Annotated in this window: 21 protein-coding genes; 9 read left to right on the top strand and 12 right to left on the bottom strand. The window is 72.3% G+C overall.

The annotated features are described in order from the left end of the window. The first annotated feature begins 59 nt into the window (after positions 1–59). The gene (locus tag ACQEUU_RS07965) at positions 60–776 is read left to right on the top strand and encodes a PIG-L deacetylase family protein (protein WP_433062290.1); all 717 of its coding nucleotides are present in this window, start codon (positions 60–62) and stop codon (positions 774–776) included. A gap of 10 nt (positions 777–786) precedes the next feature. Here the strand turns inward: ACQEUU_RS07965 and ACQEUU_RS07960 are convergent, their stop codons facing one another. The 9 genes from ACQEUU_RS07960 to ACQEUU_RS07920 form a co-directional block, all read right to left on the bottom strand. After that, positions 787–1,215, bottom strand: coding sequence for a PIN domain nuclease (locus ACQEUU_RS07960; protein WP_433062287.1), 429 nt, complete (start codon positions 1,213–1,215; stop codon positions 787–789). Beyond that, positions 1,197–1,421 carry a type II toxin-antitoxin system VapB family antitoxin gene (locus ACQEUU_RS07955; protein WP_433062285.1) on the bottom strand — a complete coding sequence of 75 codons (225 nt, stop codon included), beginning with the start codon at positions 1,419–1,421 and terminating at the stop codon, positions 1,197–1,199. The genes ACQEUU_RS07960 and ACQEUU_RS07955 overlap by 19 nt, the downstream gene beginning before the upstream one ends. A 194-nt stretch (positions 1,422–1,615) precedes the next feature. Further along, complete coding sequence (locus ACQEUU_RS07950; RefSeq protein ID WP_433062282.1) at positions 1,616–2,599, bottom strand: DUF2804 domain-containing protein; 984 nt, start codon at positions 2,597–2,599, stop codon at positions 1,616–1,618. Then, positions 2,599–3,309, bottom strand: a complete 711-nt coding sequence (locus tag ACQEUU_RS07945; RefSeq protein WP_433062279.1) for a lysostaphin resistance A-like protein — start codon at positions 3,307–3,309, stop codon at positions 2,599–2,601. Before ACQEUU_RS07945 ends, ACQEUU_RS07950 begins: the two co-directional genes overlap by 1 nt. A 43-nt stretch (positions 3,310–3,352) precedes the next feature. Continuing rightward, complete coding sequence (locus ACQEUU_RS07940) at positions 3,353–3,610, bottom strand: WhiB family transcriptional regulator (protein ID WP_433062276.1); 258 nt, start codon at positions 3,608–3,610, stop codon at positions 3,353–3,355. Between the two features lie 79 nt (positions 3,611–3,689). Then, a complete protein-coding gene (locus ACQEUU_RS07935; protein ID WP_433062273.1) occupies positions 3,690–4,343 on the bottom strand; it encodes a neutral zinc metallopeptidase in 654 nt (217 codons plus the stop codon). A 5-nt stretch (positions 4,344–4,348) separates the two neighbouring features. After that, positions 4,349–5,800, bottom strand: coding sequence for a glutamate--cysteine ligase (locus ACQEUU_RS07930; protein ID WP_433062270.1), 1,452 nt, complete (start codon positions 5,798–5,800; stop codon positions 4,349–4,351). A 127-nt stretch (positions 5,801–5,927) separates the two neighbouring features. Then, positions 5,928–6,560 carry a response regulator gene (locus tag ACQEUU_RS07925; RefSeq protein WP_433062267.1) on the bottom strand — a complete coding sequence of 211 codons (633 nt, stop codon included), beginning with the start codon at positions 6,558–6,560 and terminating at the stop codon, positions 5,928–5,930. Then, entirely contained in the window at positions 6,557–7,765 is a 1,209-nt protein-coding gene (locus ACQEUU_RS07920) for an ATP-binding protein (RefSeq protein ID WP_433062265.1), read from the bottom strand. The genes ACQEUU_RS07925 and ACQEUU_RS07920 overlap by 4 nt, the downstream gene beginning before the upstream one ends. Before the next feature lie 111 nt (positions 7,766–7,876). Between ACQEUU_RS07920 and ACQEUU_RS07915 the strand changes: the two genes are divergently transcribed. The 8 genes from ACQEUU_RS07915 (at position 7,877) to ACQEUU_RS07880 (ending at position 18,353) form a co-directional block, all read left to right on the top strand. Beyond that, positions 7,877–9,835 carry a PspC domain-containing protein gene (locus tag ACQEUU_RS07915; RefSeq protein ID WP_433062263.1) on the top strand — a complete coding sequence of 653 codons (1,959 nt, stop codon included), beginning with the start codon at positions 7,877–7,879 and terminating at the stop codon, positions 9,833–9,835. Next, the gene (locus ACQEUU_RS07910; protein ID WP_433062261.1) at positions 9,825–10,028 is read left to right on the top strand and encodes a hypothetical protein; all 204 of its coding nucleotides are present in this window, start codon (positions 9,825–9,827) and stop codon (positions 10,026–10,028) included. The genes ACQEUU_RS07915 and ACQEUU_RS07910 overlap by 11 nt, the downstream gene beginning before the upstream one ends. A gap of 73 nt (positions 10,029–10,101) precedes the next feature. Next, entirely contained in the window at positions 10,102–10,584 is a 483-nt protein-coding gene (locus ACQEUU_RS07905; RefSeq protein WP_433062258.1) for a (2Fe-2S)-binding protein, read from the top strand. Beyond that, entirely contained in the window at positions 10,581–12,908 is a 2,328-nt protein-coding gene (locus ACQEUU_RS07900) for a xanthine dehydrogenase family protein molybdopterin-binding subunit (protein WP_433062256.1), read from the top strand. Before ACQEUU_RS07905 ends, ACQEUU_RS07900 begins: the two co-directional genes overlap by 4 nt. Then, positions 12,905–13,759, top strand: coding sequence for an FAD binding domain-containing protein (locus ACQEUU_RS07895; protein WP_433062254.1), 855 nt, complete (start codon positions 12,905–12,907; stop codon positions 13,757–13,759). Before ACQEUU_RS07900 ends, ACQEUU_RS07895 begins: the two co-directional genes overlap by 4 nt. A gap of 76 nt (positions 13,760–13,835) precedes the next feature. Continuing rightward, the gene (locus ACQEUU_RS07890) at positions 13,836–14,573 is read left to right on the top strand and encodes an SRPBCC family protein (protein ID WP_433062252.1); all 738 of its coding nucleotides are present in this window, start codon (positions 13,836–13,838) and stop codon (positions 14,571–14,573) included. 88 nt (positions 14,574–14,661) lie between these two features. Next, positions 14,662–17,292, top strand: a complete 2,631-nt coding sequence (locus ACQEUU_RS07885) for a bifunctional glycosyltransferase/CDP-glycerol:glycerophosphate glycerophosphotransferase (RefSeq protein ID WP_433062250.1) — start codon at positions 14,662–14,664, stop codon at positions 17,290–17,292. Continuing rightward, positions 17,289–18,353, top strand: a complete 1,065-nt coding sequence (locus ACQEUU_RS07880) for a glycosyltransferase (protein WP_433062247.1) — start codon at positions 17,289–17,291, stop codon at positions 18,351–18,353. The genes ACQEUU_RS07885 and ACQEUU_RS07880 overlap by 4 nt, the downstream gene beginning before the upstream one ends. Positions 18,354–18,423: 70 nt before the next feature. Here the strand turns inward: ACQEUU_RS07880 and ACQEUU_RS07875 are convergent, their stop codons facing one another. From ACQEUU_RS07875 to ACQEUU_RS07865, 3 genes are all read right to left on the bottom strand, one after another. Then, positions 18,424–19,470, bottom strand: a complete 1,047-nt coding sequence (locus ACQEUU_RS07875; protein WP_433062244.1) for a sulfotransferase family protein — start codon at positions 19,468–19,470, stop codon at positions 18,424–18,426. A gap of 20 nt (positions 19,471–19,490) precedes the next feature. Further along, positions 19,491–20,297 carry a CDP-alcohol phosphatidyltransferase family protein gene (locus ACQEUU_RS07870; RefSeq protein ID WP_433062241.1) on the bottom strand — a complete coding sequence of 269 codons (807 nt, stop codon included), beginning with the start codon at positions 20,295–20,297 and terminating at the stop codon, positions 19,491–19,493. A gap of 98 nt (positions 20,298–20,395) precedes the next feature. Then, positions 20,396–22,015 (bottom strand): hypothetical protein, encoded by a 1,620-nt coding sequence (locus ACQEUU_RS07865; protein ID WP_433062239.1) that lies wholly within the window; start codon positions 22,013–22,015, stop codon positions 20,396–20,398. Positions 22,016–22,172: the final 157 nt, after the last annotated feature.

Here is a 22,172-nt window from a genome sequence, read left to right as displayed (position 1 = left end):
CCCGGAATGCCGGGGAGCGGACTCCCGTTGTGCCCGAAGACGCCTCGGAAAGGGGAGCCATGCTGCCGGAGAGTGAGATCACCAGGGTCCTCGTCGTGACCGCGCACCCCGACGACGCCGACTTCGGCGCCGCGGGCAGCGTGGCCCTGTTCGCCGACCGGGGCGTGGAGGTGACCTACCTGCTGGTCACCGACGGCGACGCCGGCGGCAACGACCGTGCCCTGGACCACTCCGGCATGGCCGAGCTGCGCCGCGCCGAACAGGCCGCGGCGGCCAAGTGCGTCGGCGTGAGCGACCTGCGCTTCCTCGGCCTCCCCGACGGGACCGTGGTGCCCTCGCCGGACCTGCGCAAGGAGATCGCCCGCACCATCCGGCAGGTACGGCCCGAGCTGGTGATCACCCATCACCCGGAGCGCAACTACCAGTTCATCGCCCCCAGCCACCCCGACCACCGGGCGGTCGGCGGCGCCACGCTCGACGCCGTCTACCCCGACGCGCGCAACCCGTACGCCTTCCCCGACCTGCTGGAGGAGGGGTTGGAGGCGTGGACCGTGCGCGAGGTGTGGCTGATGGGCGGGCCCACCAGGAACCACTGGGTGGACATCACCCCGGTCCTCGACCGCAAACTGGCGGCGCTGCAGTCGCACACCAGTCAGGTGGGTCACGTCGAGGGGTTCGTGGAGACGGTCAGGGGCCGGCTGGCCACCTGGGCCCGGCAGGCGGGCCTCCCCGACGGGCACTACGCCGAGGGCTTCCAGGTCGTCGACACGGCATAGACCTCGCCCGCTACGGCACCGAGCCGGGCGGCGCCACCCACAGCGACGGCTGCCCTGTGACCTCGGCGATCCGGTCGTAGTCGCGGTGGTAGTGCAGCACCGTCGCGCCGTGCACCTCGGCGCAGGCGGCGATGAGCAGGTCCGGCGGGCTTACGCCGCGATGCTGGGAGGACTTGATCAGCTCCCGCTGGACCTCGCGGGCGCGCGCCCAGACGTCCTGCCCCGCCGACAGCCTGATCACCTGGTGCTGGGCGCGGATGACGCGCTTGTAGTGGGCGTGGTTACGCGCGCTGTAGCCGACCTCGAGGTCGATGATGTCGCAGGTGGCCACGACACGAGCCGCGTAGAGCGGGTGCAGCGCCTTGGCGACGACCTCGCTGGTCCTGATGCGCGCCAGCGCGCTCGTGTCGAGCAGGTAGATCACTCCTGTCGCCGCCACGCATGCTTCATGACCTCCGGATCCAGCAGATCCGGGCTGCCCTCCGTCCGCCAGAACTCGAACGCCTCGAGCGCTTCCGCCCTCTCCTCGTCCCGTTCGAGCACCGAACGCAGGGCCGAGTGGACCGTCTCCTTCATGCTGCCCGTGCCCAGTTTCTCCTGGACCGCCTGCACGAGCTCCTTGTCGATGTCGATGACCGTTCGCATGGAACACCACCTCCGAACCTCCAGCGTATATCACGGATTGTGATCTTGATATACGCACTCTCCGTGCCGACACGAACACGTTGAGGCGCGAAGACGACCTTAAAGCAGAGGTCAAGAGAAGATGCGCAGGCCGGAGCCGCGAGGTGAAGGATCCTCATCCCCGGGCGGAGATCAGCCTCACCACCGGGAGAACATCACCAGCGCTGCCGGGCCTCCTCCGCCCAGCCGGTCAGCCCGTCGAGCTCCACCCAGGTGCCGTCGTCGGCGCGGGCCCGGCCGGCGAAGTGGCCGAAGCACTGGTGGGTCTCCGAGCCCACCACCCCCAGCTCGGTACGGGCCACCCGCTCGTAGAACGGCGTGAACTCCACCTCCACCCGAGAGCCGGTGATCCGCCACGGCCGCATCCAGTCGCCGCGGTCGTAGCTCCACTCCAGCTCTTCGCCGATCTTGTGCAGCCGCCCGTCGACGAACAGGCCGTTCTCCGTGCTCCCGGTGCCCGCCGTCCAGCGCCCGCCGAGCTGGATCGCCCTGCCGGGCGCGCAGCCCGCCGCCCAGTTCCAGGTGATCGAGTACGGCCAGCGCCCCCGCCCGTGGTCGAGCACGGCGAAGGAGTCCTCCTCCCGCACTTCGTACGGGACCGAGTCGAGCACCAGCTTGCCGCGGACCGGCCGGCCGAGGTCCTTGACCGTGTACTGGAAGCGCCGGGGGCTCCACGGCACCACCACGCCGAGCGACTCGTGGCCTTCGCGGAGCGGGAGCTCCAGGTCGACCTCGACGCCCTCGGCGCGGGCCCGCAGGGAGGCGCCGGCGTCGGTCTGGGTGATCCGGATGGAGAGACCGGAGCCCTCGGCGACGGCGGCGCCCTGGCCGCTGCGGTCGGGCATCACGGTGCCGCGGGCGAGCGGCACCACCACGTCCTTGCGCACTTCCTTGCCCGCGGCGCGGTCGAGCACGTAGAGGCCGTGCACGCCGGCGTAGTCGAGCGAGGACGCCACGACGCCGACGATGTGGGACGGGGTGACGATCCCCCAGTACTCCCAGCGCTTGGTGCGGCCCCAGCCGCGCAGGTTGGCCCGGTGCAACGGCCGCCGGGTCCAGCCCACGGCGGCGGGGTTGAGCCGCCCGTCGGGCAGGCAGAGGTCCACCGGCTCGGTGATCTCCCGCTCGTGGGTCGTCATCAGAGGGAGACCTCCTGCTGGACGGGTTCGGTCCTGGTCGCGGCGAGGCGGGCGAAGAGGTAGCCCAGCGAGTTCGTCGCCAGATGCAGCATCGCCGGCGCCAGCAGCCCGCCCCGGCGCCGCAGCTCGGTGAACAGCACTCCCGCGGCGGCCGTTGCCAGCACGCTGCCCGCCACGACCCGCGCCGTGTCGAGCCGCTGCGGCGACTCACCCGCGACGGCGGCCCCCAGCGCCGGGTTGGCCCGCGCCATGTCGGCGGCCGGCAGGATGTGCCAGAGCCCGAACAGCGCCGACGACACCGCCGTGGCGGTGGCCTGGCCGTGGTCCCGGCGCAGCAGGGCGTGCAGCGCCCCGCGGAACCCGACCTCCTCCAGCAGGACCGTGCCGACCGGGACCTGGAGCAGGGCCTCCTCCAGGACGCGGGCGCGGGTGAGCGACAGCGCCCGCTCGTCGTGGAAGAAGGGACGGGTACGGGGGAGGCTGACGCCCGCCGTGTAGACCGCCACCACGCCGGCCGCCAGCGCCCCGCCGATCAGCGCTCCCCTGCGGCCGTGCTCGAAGCCCAGCTCCTCCCAGGTCACCCCGGACCTGCGGGCCATCGCCACCAGCGCCGCCGTGGCGGCGGCGGACGTGAGCGGGCCCAGCCGGGGCGCGACCCGGTTGTTGATCACGTTGGCCGCCGTCAGCACGGCGATCGAACGAAGCAGCACCCTTGAAGGCTAGCCGGACTCACGATCCATCAGGGCCGCCGGGTCAGGAGGCCGCGGAGCCGGGGAGGCTCGCGGGGAGGCGGGAGCGGCGGCGCTCGTCCGGGGTGAGGCCGCCCCAGATGCCGTCGGCCTCACCTGCCCGCACCGCGTACGACCGGCACTCGGTGAGGACCTGGCACGTCGCGCAGACGGCCTTGGCCCGCGCCTCCTGGACGGGTGACGGGGCGAGGGGGAAGAAGAGCTCCGGGTCGCTGGACTTGCAGGCCCCGCTGCGCAGCCAGCCGATCTCCTCCAAAGGCATGGGGTAACGCTATGCCGTGCACAAGATCAGTCGCATCATCCTGGGGATTGACATGCGGCTACATCACGGGAAGTGCGGCTCAGCAGGCGTCGACCCCGCGCGTGTAGCCGGCGGCGAACGACCGCTGGCGTTGCTCGGCCGTACCGTGGGCCGCCGGGTCGAGCCAGTCGTCGGTCGGGTCACCCGCGGCGGCCAGGTTGAGCAGGAGCTCGTCCTCGTCACCCGGCTCGGCGGTCAGCGCGCCCGAGTCGATCAGAGCGCGCAGCGTGCCCCCCGCGTAGCAGTCGGCCTGCAGCTCCAGCTGCACGTTGAGCTCGAAGGCGGCGCCCAGCTGGGCCTGCACGGCGTGGCCGAACTCGTGCGGGATGATCAGGTAGACGGAGCCGTCGCCCATCCGGCTCCACAGCGTCCGCATCCACTCCTCGTCGTAGGCGATGAAATGGCCCGCCGAGCAGTAGAAGGCGTTGTTCGGCGCGGACGGCTGCCCGCCGCAGGCCGGCCCTTCCGTCCCGGAGTAGGGGACGAAGTCGTTGATCGGGCGGTAGGTCGCCCCGGACGCCGCGAAGTACTGCTTCCAGAACTCCTCCGACAGCGTCCTGGCCCCCCGCACGTCGTCCTCGAACGTGTCGGAACCGCGCCGGTCCCTGGACGGCGACGAGATCAGTCCGCAGGCGGCGACCGGTAACAGGAGCAGCGAGGCGAGCAGCAGACGCGCCAAGGGGGAAGGGGTCACGTGCGTCAGACTGCCCAGGTGTGCACGGGCTCATTCGCGTGCATCCGGGTGAGGTACTCCAGCGTCATCGCCCGCAACGCCTCGTGGCGGTCGCCGCCGATCGCCCGTACCTTCTCGACCTGCCAGGTCGCGCCGGTACGCCCGGTCAGGCAGCGGCCCTCGATGACGCCCAGCAGCCGGCCGGAGATCTCACGGTCCACGCCGAGCCGGTCCAGCCCCTCGTACGCCGTCGGCAGCAGGCGGCGCAGGATCAGCTCGTCGGCCGGCACCTCGCCGACCCCCGGCCAGTACAGGCGGGCCTCCAGGCCGTGGCGGGCGGCGGCGTAGAGGTTCTCCTCGGCGGCGGCGAACGACATCTGGCTCCAGATCGGCCGTTCGGCGTGCGGCAGCACGCTCATCAGCCCGTAGTAGAAGGCGGCGTTGGCCGCGATGTCGAGCACGGACGGGCCGGCGGGCAGCACCCGGTTCTCCACGCGCAGGTGCGGCTTGCCGTTCACCACCGCGTACACGGGACGGTTCCACCGGTAGATGGTGCCGTTGTGCAGGGTCAGCTCGTGCAGCTCAGGGACGCGGCCCCGGTCCAGTTCCGCCCGGGGGTCCTCGTCCTCGCAGATCGGCAGCAGGGCCGGGTAGTAGCGGACGTTCTCCTCGAACAGGTCGAAGACGCTGGTGATCCACCGCTCGCCGAACCACACCCGGGGCCGCACCCCCTGCGCCTTGAGCTCGGCCGGGCGGGTGTCCGTGGCCTGCTCGAAGAGCGCGATCCTGGTCTCGCGGTGCAGCTCCTTGCCGAACAGGTACGGCGAGTTCGCGGCGACGGCGACCTGGGGGCCGGCGATGGCCTGGGCGGCGTTCCAGTGTGCGGCGAACGCCTGCGGGCTGACCTGGAGATGCAGCTGGACGCTGGTGCAGGCGGCTTCAGGGGTGATGCTGTCGGCGTGCGTGTCCAGTCGCTCGACGCCCTCGATCTCCAGGTGCAGGTCCTCACCCCGGGCGGCGAAGATCTGCTCGTTGAGCAGCCGGTAGCGGGGGTTGGCGGAGAGGGTGCCCTCGCCGATGTCCTCCTCGCGCAGCGTGGGCAGGATGCCGACCAGCATGAGGTGGGCGCTCTGCGACCTGGCGCGCTCCTCGGCGTGGTTGAGCCGCGCCCGCACGTCCTCCTCCAGCCTGCGCATCCCGTCGCCGCTCAGCTCCTGCGGCCGGCCGTTGATCTCGATGTTGAACTGGCCCAGCTCCGTGGCCCAGTCGGGCCGCGCGATGGCGGCGAGCACCTCGGCGTTGCGCATGCACGCCCCGCCCTCGCCGTCGACGATGTTGAGCTCGATCTCCAGGCCGGCGAGCGGCCGGTCGTCCTCGAACTTCGACTCGCGCAGCAACTGCGCGAAGACGTCGAGGCACCGGTGCACCTTCTCGCGGTACTTCCGGCGGTCGTCCCGGCTGAACACGACGACTGGCACATCTCTGCCCATAACTGGCAATGTCGCACGCCAACCCCGGTTTCACCACCCCATCCGCCCCTCGACTGAGGCAAGGAGCATCTCCGGAGAAAACCGGAAAGAAGGGGCCCGTCTATCGCACCAGGGGTCAGACGAGGCGGCGGGCGGTGGCCCAGCGGGAGAGCTCGTGGCGGTTGGAGAGCTGGAGCTTGCGCAGCACCGACGAGACGTGGGTCTCCACCGTCTTCACCGAGATGAACAGCTCCTTGGCGATCTCCTTGTACGCGTAGCCGCGGGCGATCAGCCGCAGCACCTCCCGCTCGCGCTGGGTCAGCGAGTCGAGCTCGGGGTCGATGGAGGGCGCCTCCGACGAGGCGAAGGCGTCGAGGACGAACCCGGCCAGCCGCGGCGAGAAGACCGCGTCGCCGTCCGCGACCCGGCGGATGGCGTCGGTCAGCTCCCTGCCGCTGATGTTCTTGGTGACGTAGCCGCGGGCGCCGCCCCGGATGACGCCGATCACGTCCTCGGCCGCGTCCGACACCGACAGGGCGAGGAAGCGTACCTGGGAGCCGGAGCCGAGCACGCGGCGCAGCACCTCCTGGCCGCCGCCGCCGGGCATGTGCACGTCCAGCAGGACGACGTCGGGCCGCAGCTCCGCGATGGCCTTGACGGCCGAGTCGACGTCCTCGGCCTCGCCCACGACCTCTATCGAGTCGCCCAGCTCGGCCCGCACTCCCGAGCGGAACAGCCGGTGGTCGTCGACGATCAGCACCCGCGTCATTGCTTCTCCACCTTCATCGTCAGCATCACTTCGGTGCCCTCACCAGGCTCGGTACGCACTCTGGCGGCGCCGCCGTGACGTTCCATCCTTCCGATGATGGACTCCCTGATCCCCATCCTGTCCACCGGCACCGCGTCGAAGTCGAACCCCTTGCCCCGATCCTTCACGAAAATCGTGACCTCTTCACCCTCGACTTCGGCGTACACGGAGATGGACTGACTCTCAGAGTATTTGGCCGCGTTGACCATCGCCTGCCGGGCCGCCTTGAGCATGGCCGCGAGCCTGCCGCCGGAGTCCAGGCCGACGTCGCCGACGCAGACCACCTCGATCGGGACGCCGTGCGCGTCCTCCTCCTCGGCGGCGATCCGGCGCACGGCGGCGGCAAGGGTGGCGTCGGCGTCCTGGGCGGGCTGGTAGAGCCAGTTGCGCAGGTCCCGTTCCTGGGCGCGGGCCAGGCGGGTGACCTCGCGCTGGTCGTGCGCGACGCGCTGGATGAGGGTGAGCGTGTGCAGGACCGAGTCGTGCACCATCGCGGCGACCTCGGCCCGCTCCTCCTGGCGGATGCGCTCGCGCCGTTCGAGCTGCAGTTCCTTCCACAGGCCGGCCAGCCACGGTGCGGCGATGACCGCCAGCCCGCCGACCACGACCGACGTGAGCAGCAGGCCCTGGCCCGCCTCCTGGAGCTGGCCCTCGACCACCAGGAAGCCGATGCCGCCCGCGACCACGAGCATCACGCCGAGGAGCGTGCGCACGCGGTTCTTCCTGATGCTCTTGGTCGCGCCGCTCACCCAGTGCTTGCGGCGCTCCGGGTCGGCCTGCTGCCACAGGATCAGCCCGCCGATGCCGCCGATCGCGAACGGCAGCATGCCGATGCCGCCCCGCGAGGCGCCGGTCAGGAACCCGAACGCGAACAGCGCCACCCCGATCGCGGTGAACGCGGCCAGCTGGCTCCAGTCACGGGCGGGCGGCTCTCCCCGGTACGGCTCACGCGGCGTGATCATCCACAGCACCGCGTACGCCACGCCGCCGACCCCGCCGACCACGCTGAGCAGCACGAACACGAGCCTGATCACGACCGGATCGAGCTTGAGCTGCGCGGCCAGCCCTTGGGCGACACCGCCCACGAGGCGGCCCTCCATAGGACGCATCATACGGCGGTACGGCACGCCGGCCTCGGGCTCGACGACTGTCTTCTGGTCTGCCATAACACCGTCATCGTCACATGTCATCGTGTGCCTGACATCAGGGAACGACCCCCGGGTCGGGTCAGGGGTCTCCCGGATGCGTGCCCCCGCGGGGTGGGTCACGATGGTCTCATGACAGAAGCGCCACCCAGGGAACCGGCCTCGCCCCCGAACGTGCTGCGCCGCAGCCGCGAAGGACGCTTCCTCATGGGCGTGTGCGCCGGGCTCGGCAGGCACACCGGCATCGACCCCGTGGTGTTCCGGGTGGGGTTCGTCATCCTGTTGTTCGGGTCCGGCATCGGGCTGTTCCTGTACATCGCGGCTTTCCTGCTGATGAAGGAGCCCAGCGGACGGCCGGGGCTCATCGAGCAGTGGACCCGGCGCGACTTCGACGCCGACGCGGTGATGGCGCTGCTGACGGCCGTGCTGGCGCTGGGACTGGGCATCAACCTGTCGACGGTGTGGCTGGGCACCGGGACGCTGGTCGCGGGGCTGTTCCTGGCCGTCGCGCTGCTGGCGGCGCACGCCCACGGGGTCGACCTGCTGGGGCTGGTGCGTTCGATGCCCGAGCGTCTCAACCGGCGTCCCCGGCCCGCGGATCTGGACGAACCCGCCCACAGGCAGGCTCCCCGCGTCCCCCCGTACGCGCAGTCCGCTCCCACGATCGCCCACCGTCCGCCGGTCGGCGAGCCTCTCCGGGAGCGCACCGGCGACGACGGTCTCACCGCGCCGCCCCTGGGCGCCGCCCCGCACCAGAACCTTCCCGGGCCGCCCTCGGCCGCTGAGGACGAGACGCCAGTACGGGCCGTCCACGACGATCCGGCTGTCCCAGCCGTCCGGGACGACACGGCTACCCCAGGTGTCCCGGGTGTCCCGGAGGACACGGCTATCCCGGCCGTCCGGGACGAGACGCCGGTGCCGGCCGCTGGGGACGCGGCGAGGCCCGCGCCTTCCTCTCCCGACGCGGCGGGGACGGGCGAAGGGACCGTGGCCGGTCGGGGCGAGACCGTGCTCCTTCCTGGCGTCCAGGCGTCGCCTCGGGGCGACTCCGTCGAGGAGCCGGAGGCCGCGGCCTTCCACGCTGAGACCGGCACGGACGCGAGCGGCAGTGCCGGGGACACCGCCGGGGACACCGCCGGGGACACCGCCGGAGACACCGCCGGGGACGAGCGGGTCCGCCCCTACGGGACCCACGAGGAGCCCGGCACCGCACCGGACGGAACCCGCCGCATCCCGGCCTACCGGCCGCTCGCCGGACACGGCTCACGCGAAGAAACACGTCTCGGCTCGTACGGGGAAACCGGTTACGGCTCGCGCGAGGAGACATGGCAGGGCTCGTATGGGGAGTCCGGGTTCGGGGCGCGGGGGGAGCCGTTCGCGCCGCATGGCCCGTACCAGCCGCTCGACCCCGCCAAGAGGGCGGGCGGTTACTCGCCGTACGACCCCGAGCTGTACGGGCGGCCGCGGCGGAGCAAGCGGCCGAGGTCGTTCATCGGCGTCATCACCATGCTGCTGGCAATGATCATTGGAGGGATCCTCGTGGCCGTGCAGGCGGCGTCGCCTTCGGGCGTGCAGCCCACGATCGTCGGCGGCGCGGTGCTGGTCACCATCGGGGCGGGGCTGCTGGTCGCCGCCTGGTGGGGCAGGGGCGCGGGGCTGGTGGGCGCGGGCACGATGGTGGCCGTGCTGATCGGGGTCGGGTTGATGTTCGGCGGGCTTCCGGCGAAGGTGGGGGCGTCCGTCTGGCTTCCGACCAGCGTGGAGGAGACGCGCCAGGTGTTCGACGTGGGCGTGGGCGACGGCGAGCTGGATCTGTCGGAGCTGCCGCTGAAGGCGGGGTCGAGGGTGGAGGTGCGCGCCGCGTTGTCGTTGGGCTCCCTGGAGGTGATCGTGCCGCCCGAGGCGCGGCTGGAGGTGCACGCGACGAACCAGGTCGGCGACATCCAGGTGGACCGGGTGCTGCGCGGGGGCGTGAAGGTCCGGCTGGACAAGGTGCTGGAGCCGGAGGTGGCGCCCAAGGGCGAGCCGGCGACGCTCGTGCTGAACATCCGGAGCGGGGTCGGCGACGTGGAGGTGCGGCGTGCGGCGTGATCTCGACCGGCCGCGGCGTCTGCACAGGACCGACTGGATGGCGTTGCTGAGCGGAATCTTGTTCATCGTGCTGGGGATCTTGATTCTGACGCGGTCGATCAAGGATCCGCTGGTCCTGTTGCCTCTGGTGGTCACGGGGCTGGGGTTCTCGGGGCTCGTGGCGATCATTGCCAGGGTCTTTCGTGGTAAGTGACCCTTGACCGGGAGAAACCCGGGCGTACGGTGGGCCTTGTCCGCCTTTTCCCTGCTCCTGTGAGGGAGGACGTATGCCCCGAATCTCCGTCAAAGTTGACGGAATCGCCTACGAGGAGGATGTCGAGCCGCGGCTTCTTCTCGTCCACCTACTCCGAGAACGGCTCGACAAGACCGGAACCCCCGTCGGCTGCGACACCAGCAACTGCGGCGCCTGCACCGTGATGCTCGACGGCAAGACCGTCAAGAGCTGCACGATGCTCGCGGTGCAGGCCGACGGCTGCGAGATCGTCACCATCGAGGGCCTGGCCGCGAACGGGTCGATGCACCCGATGCAGCGGGCCTTCCACGAGGAACACGCGCTGCAGTGCGGCTACTGCACGCCGGGCATGGTCATGGCCGCCATCGACCTGCTGAGAGACACACCGGACCCGTCGGAGGAGGCGATCAGGGAAGGGCTCGACGGCAACCTCTGCCGCTGCACCGGCTACTGCAACATCGTCAGAGCGGTGAAACGGGGCGCCCAGGAGATGGGTCAGGCGGTGAAGTCGTCATGACCGAGGTGGGCAAGGCGAGGAAGCGCAAGGAGGACGCCCGGCTGCTGACCGGGCGCACGCGGTGGACGGACAACCTGCGGCAGCCGGGGATGCTGCACGTGGCCTTCCTGCGCAGCCCGATGGCGCACGCGCGGATCACCAGGGTGGACGTGGCCGGGGCACGCGAGCTGCCCGGGGTGTTCGCGGCGTTCGCCGGTCAGGACGTCGCGGACGAGCAGGGCAGCCTGCCGTGCGCGTGGCCCGTGTCGGAGGACATCGTCATCCCCGAGCACCCGCCGATGGCGGTCTCGGAGGTGCGGTACGCCGGTGAGATCGTCGCCTGCGTGGTGGCCACCGACCGCTACCGGGCGGCCGACGCGCTGGAGGCCATCGAGGTCGACTACGAGCCGCTGCCTCCGGTGCTCGACCTGGAGGCGGCGCTCGCGCCGGACAGCCCGAAGGTGCACGAGGCGGGCAACCAGGCGTTCTCCGTCAAGATCACCTCGGGTGACATCGAGGGAGCCTTCAGGGACGCCCCGGTGGTGATCGACCGGACGTACGTGCAGCAGCGCCTGATCGGCGCGGCCATGGAGCCCAGGGCCGTGCTGGCCGCCACCGACGGCGACTCGTACACCCTGTGGACCTCCACGCAGATCCCGCACGTGCTGCGGGTGATGCTGGCGATGGTCACCGGCATCCCGGAGCACCAGCTTCGAGTGATCGCGCCGGACGTCGGCGGCGGCTTCGGCACCAAGCTGCAGGTCACCGCGGAAGAGGTGCTCTGCTTACTGCTCTCCCGACGGCTGGGCAAGGCCGTCAAGTGGACCGAGTCGCGCAGCGAGGGCAACATGGCCGTGCACCAGGGGCGCGGCCAGCTCCAGCACGTCAGGCTCGCGGCCGAGGCCGACGGCCGCGTCCGCGGGCTCCAGGTCGACCTGCTGGCCGACATGGGCGCGTACCTGATGCTGGTCACCCCCGGCGTGCCGATGCTCGGCGCGACCATGTTCAACGCGATCTACAAGATGGACGCGTACGAGTTCGCCTGCAAGGGCGTGTTCACCACCAAGACGCCGACGGACGCCTACCGGGGCGCGGGCCGCCCTGAGGCCACGTTCGCGATCGAGCGGATCATGGACGAGCTGGCGGCGGAGCTGCGGCTGGACCCGATCGAGGTGCGGCGGCGCAACTGGATCAAGCACGAGGAGTTCCCCTACACGACCATCTCGGGCCTGACCTACGACTCCGGCAACTACGAGGCGGCGACCGACAGGGCGCTGCAGCTGTTCGGCTACGACAAGCTGCGCGCCGAACAGGCCGACCGGCGGGACCGGGGCGACCCGCTGCAGCTCGGCATCGGCGTCAGCACGTTCACCGAGATGTGCGGGCTGGCCCCGTCGCGGATGCTCGGCGAGGCCAACTACGGCGCGGGCGGCTGGGAGCACGCGTCGGTGCGGATGCTGCCGACCGGCAAGGTGGAGGTCGTCACCGGCACGTCGCCGCACGGTCAGGGCCATGTGACGTCATGGAGCCAGATCGCGGCGGACGCGCTCGGCGTGCCGTTCGAGGACGTCACGGTGGTGCACGGCGACACCGCGATCTCGCACAAGGGCATGGACACCTACGGCTCCCGTTCGCTGGTGGTCGGCGGGGTCGCGGTGCTGCAGGCGTGCGAGAAGGTGCGCGAGAAGGCCCGCAAGCTGGCCGCGCACCTGCTGGAGTGCGCGCCCGACGACCTGGAGTTCGCCGGCGGCGCGTTCACGGTGAAGGGCACCGAATCCCGCACGACGATCCAGGAGCTGGCGCTGGCCGCCTTCGCCGCGCACAACCTGCCCGAAGGGGCGGAGGCCCGGCTGGACTCGGACGCCACGTTCGACCCGGTCAACTACTCCTTCCCGCACGGCACCCACCTGGCGGCGGTGGAGGTGGACACCGAGACCGGCCAGGTCAGGGTCCGCTCGTACGTGGCGGTCGACGACGTGGGCACGGTGATCAACCCGCTGATCGTCGAGGGCCAGGTGCACGGCGGCATCGCGCAGGGCATCGGCCAGGCGCTGTACGAGGAGGCCGTGTACGACGCGGAGGGCAACTTGCTCACCGCCACGCTGGCCGACTACCTGGTGCCGTCGGCGGCGGACCTGCCGGACTTCGTGACCGACAGGACCGAGACGCCGGCCACCAGCAACCCGCTGGGCGCCAAGGGCGTCGGCGAGGCGGGCACCATCGCCTCGACCCCGGCGGTGGTCAACGCCATCGTGGACGCGCTGCGGCCGCACGGGGTACGGGACGTGCCGATGCCGTGCACCCCCGAGCGGGTGTGGCGGGCGCTGGAAGGAGGACGGGCATGATCCCGGCACCGTTCGACTACGTGCGTCCCGGGTCGCTGGCGGAGGCGTGCCAGGAGCTGGCGGCGGACGAGGACGCCAAGGTGATCGCGGGCGGGCAGTCGCTGCTGCCGCTGCTGCGGCTGCGGCTGGCGTACCCGACGAAGCTGGTCGACGTGGCGCGGCTGCCGGAGCTGGCGGGCGTGCACGACCGCGGCGACCACGTGTTCATCGGCGCGATGACCACGCACGACGAGGTGCTGCGCTCCGAGGTGGTGGCCGCGGGCTGCCCGCTGGTGGCGCTGGCCACCGCCCTGGTGGCGGACCGGGCGGTGCGGCACCGGGGCACGTTCGGCGGGTCGCTGGCGCACGCCGACCCGGCGGGCGACCTGCCCGCCGTGCTGCTGGCGCTGGAGGGCGTGCTGGTGGCCCGCTCGGCGCAGGGCGAGCGGGAGATCCCGGCGGCCGGCTTCTTCGTCGACTACCTGGAGACGGCGCTGCGCGAGGGCGAGATCCTGGCCGGCGCGAAGATCCCGAAGCTGGGCGACGGCTGGGGCTTCCACTACGAGAAGTTCCGCCGCACCGCGCAGGCGTGGGCGGTGGTCGGCGTGGCGGTGGCCGTGCGGCGCTCCAACGGCTCGATCCAGGAGGCCAGGATCGGGCTGACCAACATGGGGCCGACCCCGCTGCGGGCCCGCGCCGCCGAGACCGCGCTGCAGGGCGTGGAGCTGGGTGACGGGCTCAGGCGGGCGTGCGAGGAGGCGGCGGCGGACACCTCGCCGCCCGCGGATCTGCACGCCCAGCCGGACTACCGGCGGCACCTGGCCCGCGTGCTGACGCACCGCGCGGTGCGCACGGCGGCCGGTACGCCCTGATCAGGGATGCGGGGGCGCCCCTTCCGGGGCGTCCCCGTGGCACGTAGTCTTCGCAGCAGCGGGAAGGAGCGAATCGATGGCGATGCGGTTCGAGCACGAGTTCACGGTCCCGGTCCCCGTCGAGCAGGCCTGGGCGGTCCTGCTGGATGTCGAGCGAGTGGCCCCCTGCCTGCCGGGTGCGGCTCTCGACACCGTCGAGGGTCAGCGGTTCACGGGCAGGATGAAGGTCAAGGTCGGTCCCATCACCGTCACCTACCGAGGCTCGGCCGCGTTCGAGGACGTCGACAAGGACGCGCACACCCTCGCCATCCAGGCGTCGGGCAAGGAGGCGCGGGGCTCCGGCACCGCCGCCGCCACGGTCAGGGCGCGGCTGACCCCGGCCGCCGACGGGACGACGTCGGTGGCCGTCGAGACCTCGTTCAACGTGACGGGACGGCCCGCGCAGTTCGGCCGCGGTGTGATGGCCGAGGTCGGCGGGAAGCTCATCGACCGGTTCGCGGCGAACCTCGCCGAGCTGCTCGCCGAGCCGGCCCAGGAGACGACACAGGAGACGGCGCAGGAGTCTGCGCGTGGGACGCGGCAGGACGAGGCCGCCGCCGAGGAGCCCTCGGAGCGTCACCTGGCCGCCGTGCCGGCCCCCGAGGAGGACGTCCGGCCGGCGGGCACCCTGCGCACCTCCCGCACGGCCGACGAGGAGGCGCTCGACCTGCTCGACATCGCGGGCGCCCCGTTGCTGAAGCGGCTGGCGCCGGTTCTGGGCGGGATCGCGGCACTGGTCGTCATCGTCTGGGTGATTCGTCGCCTTATTCGGTGATTTTGGGAGCAAAAACCTAGCAATCCGGACGTACCCCGTGAAGTGTCGGGGAACGCCTACTCCCACGTCATGACACTCGGGGGTTGGCATGCCGGACTGCACGGTTGTCGTGATCACCTACAACGACGCCAGCCGCCTGCCCAGGGCGGTCCATTCGGTGCTGGGCCAGACGCTGCGCGACCTTGAGGTGATCATCTCCGACGACGCCAGCACGGACGACACCCCCCGGGTCGCGGCCGAACTGGCGGCGTCCGACCCGCGCGTGCGCTACCTGCGCGGCGAGCGCAACAGCGGCGGCTGCGGCGCTCCCAGGAACACCGGGCTGGACGCCGCCGCGTCCCCGTACCTGATGTTCCTCGACAGCGACGACGAGCTGCCCCGGCACGCCTGCAAGAGCCTGCTGGCCGAGATCGAGCGGACCGGGACCGACTTCGTGTCCGGCCAGATCTCCCGGCTGTACGAGTGGAACGGGCGGCTGCGCCCGTACTATCCGGAGCTGTTCGAACGCCGGCGCGTGGTCGAGGGCATCCGGGCCGAGCCGGAGCTGTTCCTGGACTCCTTCAGCACCAACAAGCTGTACGACGTGCGATTCCTGCGGGAGAGCGGGGTGCGCTTCCCCGAGGACATCCACTACGAGGACCACGTCTTCGCCGCCGAGCTGTACACGCGGGCGCGGCGGTTCGCGGTCGTGCCGTGGGTCGTCTACCACTGGCACCGGACCCGCGGCGACTCCTCCATCTCCCTGTCCATCAAGGACATGGACAACGTCCGCCAGCGGGTGGCCGCGGCCCGGCTGAGCGACGACGCGCTGCGCCGGCAGGGGTTCGCCGACCTGGTGCCGGCGCGCCAGTACCGCTTCCTGCGCCAGGACCTGTGCGTCTACCTGAACCCGCTGCCCGGCAGGGACCTGGTGTGGGCCAAGGAGTTCGCCGCCGTCGTCCGCCCGTACCTGGAGGAGATCCCCGCCGAGGTGTACGAACGGGTGGACCCGCTGGTCAAGGTGTGCTGCCGGCTCATCATGGACGACCGCGTCGAGGACCTGCGCGTCGCGGCCGGCTGCCTGACCGGGCCGCGGGCCGCGCCGCGCGCCGCCGTGCAGCTCGGCGGGCGCACCTACTGGGGCACCACGGTCTCGCCCGGCCTGGACATCACCCGGCTGCGCCTGGCCGAGCTGCCGTTCACGGCGTCGCGGCTGCGGCACGAGGTCAGCGAGCTGACCGCAGAAGGCGGCAGGGTGCGGATGACCGTGCGTACCTTCGACCCGTTCGGCGTGCTGCCGGTGGAGTGGAAGGCGTTCCTGGACCTCGGCGGGCGGCGCGTCCCGATCCGGCCGCGCCCGTCCGGCGACGGCGGCTACGTCACCGACGTGGTCTTCACCCCGGCGGGCTCCGGCGAGCCGCGGATCGGCTTCACCCGGCTCTCCGACGGGCTCACCACCACCGACCGGCTCATCGTGGACCCGGCGACGACGCCGATCGAGCTGCCCGGCGGCACGCTCGGCCCCGAGGGCCACACCGCCTACCTGCGGCTGCGGCGGCGCCGTGTCCGGTGGCGCGCGCTGCTCGGCCGGGTCAGGAGGCTGCTCATCAGGAGACTGAGCACGCCGGCGGCGAAGCTGCGCGCGTACAAACTGCTGATCAAGGTGGTGCGGCCGCGGGCGGACCTGGCCCTGTTCGAGTCCGACGTGGGCAAGGGCTGCACCGGCAGCCCCCGGGCCGTGTACGAGGAGCTGCGCCGTCGCGGCCTGCCCGTCGAGGTGGTCTGGTCGGTGGCCGGGCGCGGGCAGGCCCCGCCCGGGGCCCGCCGGGTGCGGCGCGGCGGCTGGAAGTACGTCTGGACGCTGGCCAGGGCCGGCTACTGGGTGGACAGCCACGGCTTCCCGCTGGACTACCCCAAGCCGCGCGGCACCCGCTACCTGCAGACCTGGCACGGCCAGGGCATCAAGTCCGTCGGCTTCGACGCCCCCGACCTGCGGGGCGACTTCGACGGCCCGCGCGCCCGGTGGCGCGCCGCGGTCGCCCGATGGGACGCGCTGATCTCGCCCAGCGCCGAGTTCTCCCGCCGCTTCGTCCCGTCGAACGGCTACACCGGCCCCGTCTACCGGCACGGCACGCCGCGCTGCGACGCGCTGGTCAAGGGCGAGCTCGCGGGCGACCCGCGCAGGCTGCTGGAGCTGCCCGCGGGCAAGAAGGCGCTGCTGTACGCGCCCACGTACCGTGACCGGGCCAGGAGCAGCGGCCGCTCGGTCCGGGCGGACCTGGAGCTGATGGCCGAGGAACTGGCCGGCGAGTGGGTGGTGATCCTGCGCACCCACCCGGTGGAGCGCTATCGGCCGCCCGAGCACCTGCGGCACTTCGTGCGGATGGCCGACGCGTACCCGGAGGTCAACGACCTGATGCTGGTCTCGGACGCGCTGCTGACGGACTACTCGTCCGTGATGTGCGACTACGCGATCACCGGCAAGCCGATGCTGTTCTTCGTCGACGACTGGGACGAGTACCGGCTCACCGAGCGGGGCGTCTACCACGACCTGTTGTCCATCGCGCCGGGACCGTGCGTGACCACCACGGAGGAGCTCGTCGAACGCCTGCGCGACCTGCCCGCCCAGCACGCCGCGCACGCCGCGCGGTACGGGGCCTTCCGCGAGCTGTGGTGCGCCGACGAGCGCGGCGACGCCGCCGCCCGCACCGTCACGGCCTTCTTCGGAGGCGGGTCGTGAACGTCGTGTTCGCCTGCCTGGACGCCGACACGCTCGGCGGCGTCCAGCAGGTCACCCACACCCTCGCGCAGGGCCTGGCCCGGCGCGGACACGAGGTGCACGTGATCGGCCTGCACCGGGCGGAGGCGCCCTTCCGCTACGTCGAGCGCCCGCACTACCGCAGCCACCTGATAAGCCGCGCGCCGGTGGGCCCCGAGAGCGCGCTCGCCCGCCGCCGGTCCCGGCGCAGGCTGCGGGAGCTGCTGGGCGGGATGCCTCCCGGCTACGCGGTGCTCACCTCACCGGCCGTGGTCTCCAGGCTGACGGAGCTGGTGCCGGGGCGACTGCGGGCCATCGGCCAGTATCACGGCTCGTACGAGCACGCGAGCGGCTGCTGGCACCTGGGCTCGATCAGGAAGCACTACCCGGCGCTGGACCAGGCGGTGTTCCTCAGCGAGGACGACGCGTGGCACTTCTCCGAGCAGGCGCTGCTGCCCCACGCCTGGGCGCTGCCGAACCCGCTGGCGAGCTGGCCGGACCGGGTGTCGGAGCTGTCCGCGCCGCGCGTGCTGGCGGTGGGGCGGCTGGAGGGGGTCAAGCGGTTCGACCGGCTGATCAGCGCCTTCGCCCGGTCGGCCGCGCCGCGGCCGTGGGAGCTGCACCTGATCGGCGACGGCGCGGAGCTGGAGCGGCTGCGGTCTCACGCGGCGCGTGAGGGGGTGGCCGACCGGGTGGTGTTCCGGGGGCGGGTGCCCGCCCGCGACCTGCCGGCCGAGTACCGGGCCGCCTCGCTGGTCGCGCTGAGCAGCGAGCACGAGGGGCTGCCGGTCGTGCTGCTGGAGGCCGCCGCGCACGGGGTGCCGGCGGTGGCGTTCGACGTGTCGGGCGGGGTGCGTTCGGCCCGGCCGGTGCTGGTCCCGCCCGGCGACGTGGACGCGCTGGCGGAGCGGCTGGGGTGGCTCATCCGGTCGGAGCGCGACCGGCGGCGGCTGGGCGCCGCCGCGCGCGAGCGGGCCGAGGCCTTCCGCCTCGACCGCGTGCTGGACCGCTGGGAGGCCCTGTTCGCGCACCTCGAACGCTGAGCCTCACACGGGTTCGCGCGCGGGCAGCGCTGGGCCCCCGTGGCCGGCGCCGCCCGCGCCGCACCCGTGCTCAGCCGTGCTCGGCCAGCTCGGGCGACTCGTTGCGCTGCTGCGGGACCCCCGCCAGCACCCGCTGACCGCTGGTCAGCAGGGCCGCGACGGGGCTCGGCTCACGCATCCGGTTGAGACGGTCGCGGAAGCCCTTGCGCAGCCGGCTGGTCCGGCGCCTGGCCATCGTCTTCTGGCAGGCCGTCACGTGCTCCTTGGCCGCGCGCGGCGCGCCGGACAGCTCATAGCCGTTGGCCTCCAGGCGCTCGCCGAAGATCTGCTCGCAGAGCGAGATCTCCCACGAGTCCAGCCGGTTCGCCCAGCTGCCCACCCGGCTGCGGGTGACCTCGCCGTGGGTGTTGCTGTGCCAGACCTTGTGCGCCGGCACGGTCACGCTGGCGGCCTCGCGCGGCGACACCATGGCGGGCGCGAAGTCCTCCTCCAGGAAGACGCAGAGCTTCTTCAGCTCGGTCTCCGGATCGTCGGTGAGGTCCTCGTACCGCAGCTCGAAGTAGGTGTCCTGGGGCAGTGTGCGGCGCAGCCGCTCCCCCGCGTCCATGGCCTCGGCCCAGGTGGCCACCGCGTGGAAGGAGTCGGACGTGTACCAGGGCATCTCCTTCAGCGACGCCACGCAGTCGCGCCCGTCCCTGATCAGGTGGATGAACTGGGCGTCGGGGAAGAGCCTGAGCAGCAGATCGGTGTGCTTGATGTAGCTGGGCCGCTTGTCGCCCCAGCGGGGCTTGTCGAAGCGGTCGGCGTACATGCGGAAGGCGGTGCCGATCACCGAGCCGAGCGAGCCGGGCCCTTCCACGGCCTGGCGGACGAAGTCCACCTTGTCGATCTTCAGCTCGCGGAACTTGGTGCTGCGGTCGCCCGCGATCCACTCGGCCAGGGAGCGGCGGCGGGAGGCCCCGCGCAGGTCACCGAACACGCGGCGGCGGTAGTAGGCGGGAAGGACGAACCTCGTCTCAGGCGCCACCGCCAGTCGCGGGTGGGAACTGAGCATGAGCTGGAGCATCGTGGTGCCGGAGCGCGGGCACCCGATGACGAACACCGGCCGGTCGGACATTTCGTACTAACCCCCGAAACTTAGACGAGAACGTGCTCTCGGCTTTCCTGGGCAACTCCGTGCCTGCGCGCGAAGAGCCACATCCGGTAGACAAGGAAGACCTCATTGGCGAGGAGCAGGAAGCTGGCCGCCGCCGCCACCGGGATCAGCGCCACGGTCCCGACCAGGGGCGCGATCACGAACACGGCCGCGTGGAACTCGATCCCGCTGATGAGATGCGATCGCACCCGGTGGCGGGCCAGGAAGGCGTTGAGCCGCTGCAGGAAGCCCGACGGCTCAGGCGGCGCGACGTCCTCCTCACGCGGCGCCGGCACCAGGTCCGGCGTGGCCTCCTCGGTGTTCCGCTCCCCTCTGATGGCGGCGTGGACCCGCTTCATCTGCGGCGCGTTCACGTACCTGAACAGGTCGAGCACGGCCACCGCGGCGCCCAGCAGGATGTAGGCGACCTCTCCGGTGCGCTCGTACTGCCCGTAGGCGAGACCGGCGGCGCACAGCACCACCCGCACCCGGTCACCGACGTAGTCGAGCCAGAGCCCGAAGGGCGTCCCCGTGCCCTTCAGCCTGGCGATCTTGCCGTCGACACAGTCGATCATGAAGCTCAGATAGAAGATCAACGCACCGGCCGCCAGCTCGCCCGCCGCCAGGCACACGGCCGACGCCAGGCCGAGGACCAGCGAGAACACCGTGAGGTTGTTGGGCGTGATCCGGGTGCGGTTGGCGACCACGAGCGCGACCCGGCAGGCGACCGGGTCCACGAAGTACACCGTCCACCAGGAGTCTCTCCGCTTGCGTGTCTCGTAGACGTCATCGAGCGAATAGGTCCTCATGGACAGACAGCATGACGACTCGCCGTGTTTGAATCTTTACTCTCTGCCACTGCTAGGCCATGTCCATGCCCGTTCTTGACCATCTGCAGCCCCGGGGTTCAGCCGTACAGCAGGCGCATGACCTTGCGTGCGGCCCGCCGTGGGCGGGCGAGCCCGCGCGACAGCCGGTAGCCGAGCGTCCTGCGGTAGACGGAGGCGTGGTGCCGGCGCCGCCGCAGCCGAGCGCGCGCCCTCGCCAGCGCGCGCTCGCGGGAGACGAGCCGGCGCTCCAGCCGGGAGATCCTCCCCTGCGCGGCGATGAGCTGCCCGGCCAGCCGGTCCCTCGCGCGCAGCAGGTCGCGGTACGTCGGCGCCGGGTCGCCCGGCTCGGCGGACGGGCCCAGCTCCGCGTCGAACGCGCGGGCCGCCTCCAGCTCGGCAAGGTCGCACGGCCGGCCGGCCAGGTCGCAGAGGGTGAGCGCGAGCTGGTCGCTCTCCAGCGGCCACGGCCACGGGTGGTGGCGCCCGGCGGCCAGCAACCGCACCGCGAACCGCCACAGCATCCGGCAGAGCACCACGGCCGGCGGCGGCGAGGGCGGGGCCGGGCCGGGGTCGAGAGGGTGGAAGGAGTCGCCGTCCCAGACCAGCGTGTCGGCCGCGGCGGTGACGTCGCCGCCGTCCTCCACCCACTGCGCGAGCGCGGCGAGCAGCACCCGCACGGCCCGCACGTCCTCGCGGGCGCAGGCCTCCACCAGGGCCTCCTCCACGACCCGCCCCACCGGGACCGGCCGCTCGGCGCCGGCGGGCAGCCGCCTGGTCACGAGCCGGCCGGTGCCGTCGCCGACCAGCTCGTGCACGGACGAGCCCTCCTCGACCAGGCCGAGCGGCAGGTCCACCGGCTCCGGTTCCTCCCGCGCGGCCACGGCGAGCCAGAGCGGGGCCAGTTCCTCGCCCAGCCGGTGCCGGAACACCAGCCTGGTCAGCCGCATCGGGTCGGCCGCCGGCATCCGTTCCCCCTGGCGCGCGCTCAGCGGGAACGTGAGCGCCTCCGGCAGCCCCATGGCGAGCAGCTCGCGGGCGAGCACAGCGCGCGGCGCCCGGCCGTCGGGGTAGGCCGCGTAGCAGCGCTCGACGCGCAGCCCGGCCGACTCCAGCGCGGCGTCCAGGCTGACCGGCCCTCCCGGGTACGTGGGGTCGAAGCCGTGCGGCTCCCAGGAGTCGCCGCCGTCGCGGTCCGGCGGGCACGCGTCCACGAGCCGGTCGACCCCGAGGTCGTTGCGCACCCCGAGCGCCAGCCGCCCGCCTGGGGCGACGAGCCCCGCCAGCGCGGCCAGCGACTCACCCCACGGCACGGCCGGGGCCTCGGCCGAGTGGGCGCGGGCCAGCCCGTCCAGCGCGAGCACCAGATCGTACGGCCCGTCCAGGGCGAGCAGGTCCAGCCGGCCGCAGTGGACGTCCGCGTCCGGATGCCGCTCCCCCAGCGCGCACGCGTCGGGGAACGAGCGCAGCACCGCGGCCACCGACCCGGCCCGCGCCGCCACCCGGTCCACCAGCCCCACCGGGTGCGGGCCGACCAGCAGCACCCGGGCGGCGCCGGGCAGCAGCCGGTCGAGGAGCTCCAGCGCGACGGGCCCCCAGCCGGTGACGTCGCCCGTGTCGGACCACAGCAGCATCTCGCCGCCGACCAGCCGGACGTTCCCCGGGCCCTCGCAGACCCGCCTCTCCAGTGCCTCGGTCACGCGCCCGGCACCCGCTTCCGTCCGGTGACGCGGGCGTGACCGTACCCGTCCTCGCGATCGTGCATGGTGTCCCCTCGTGCGGTTGGCGCGCCCCGTCCGACCTTCGCAGCCGCCCGCCGCCGCCACGCGGCCTTATACGTTTTGCTTACCCGCTCGG

The organism is Nonomuraea sp. CA-218870, assembly GCF_050936535.1.
GTDB lineage: Bacteria > Actinomycetota > Actinomycetes > Streptosporangiales > Streptosporangiaceae > Nonomuraea > Nonomuraea corallina.
This window is presented reverse-complemented; position numbering and strand designations above follow the sequence as displayed.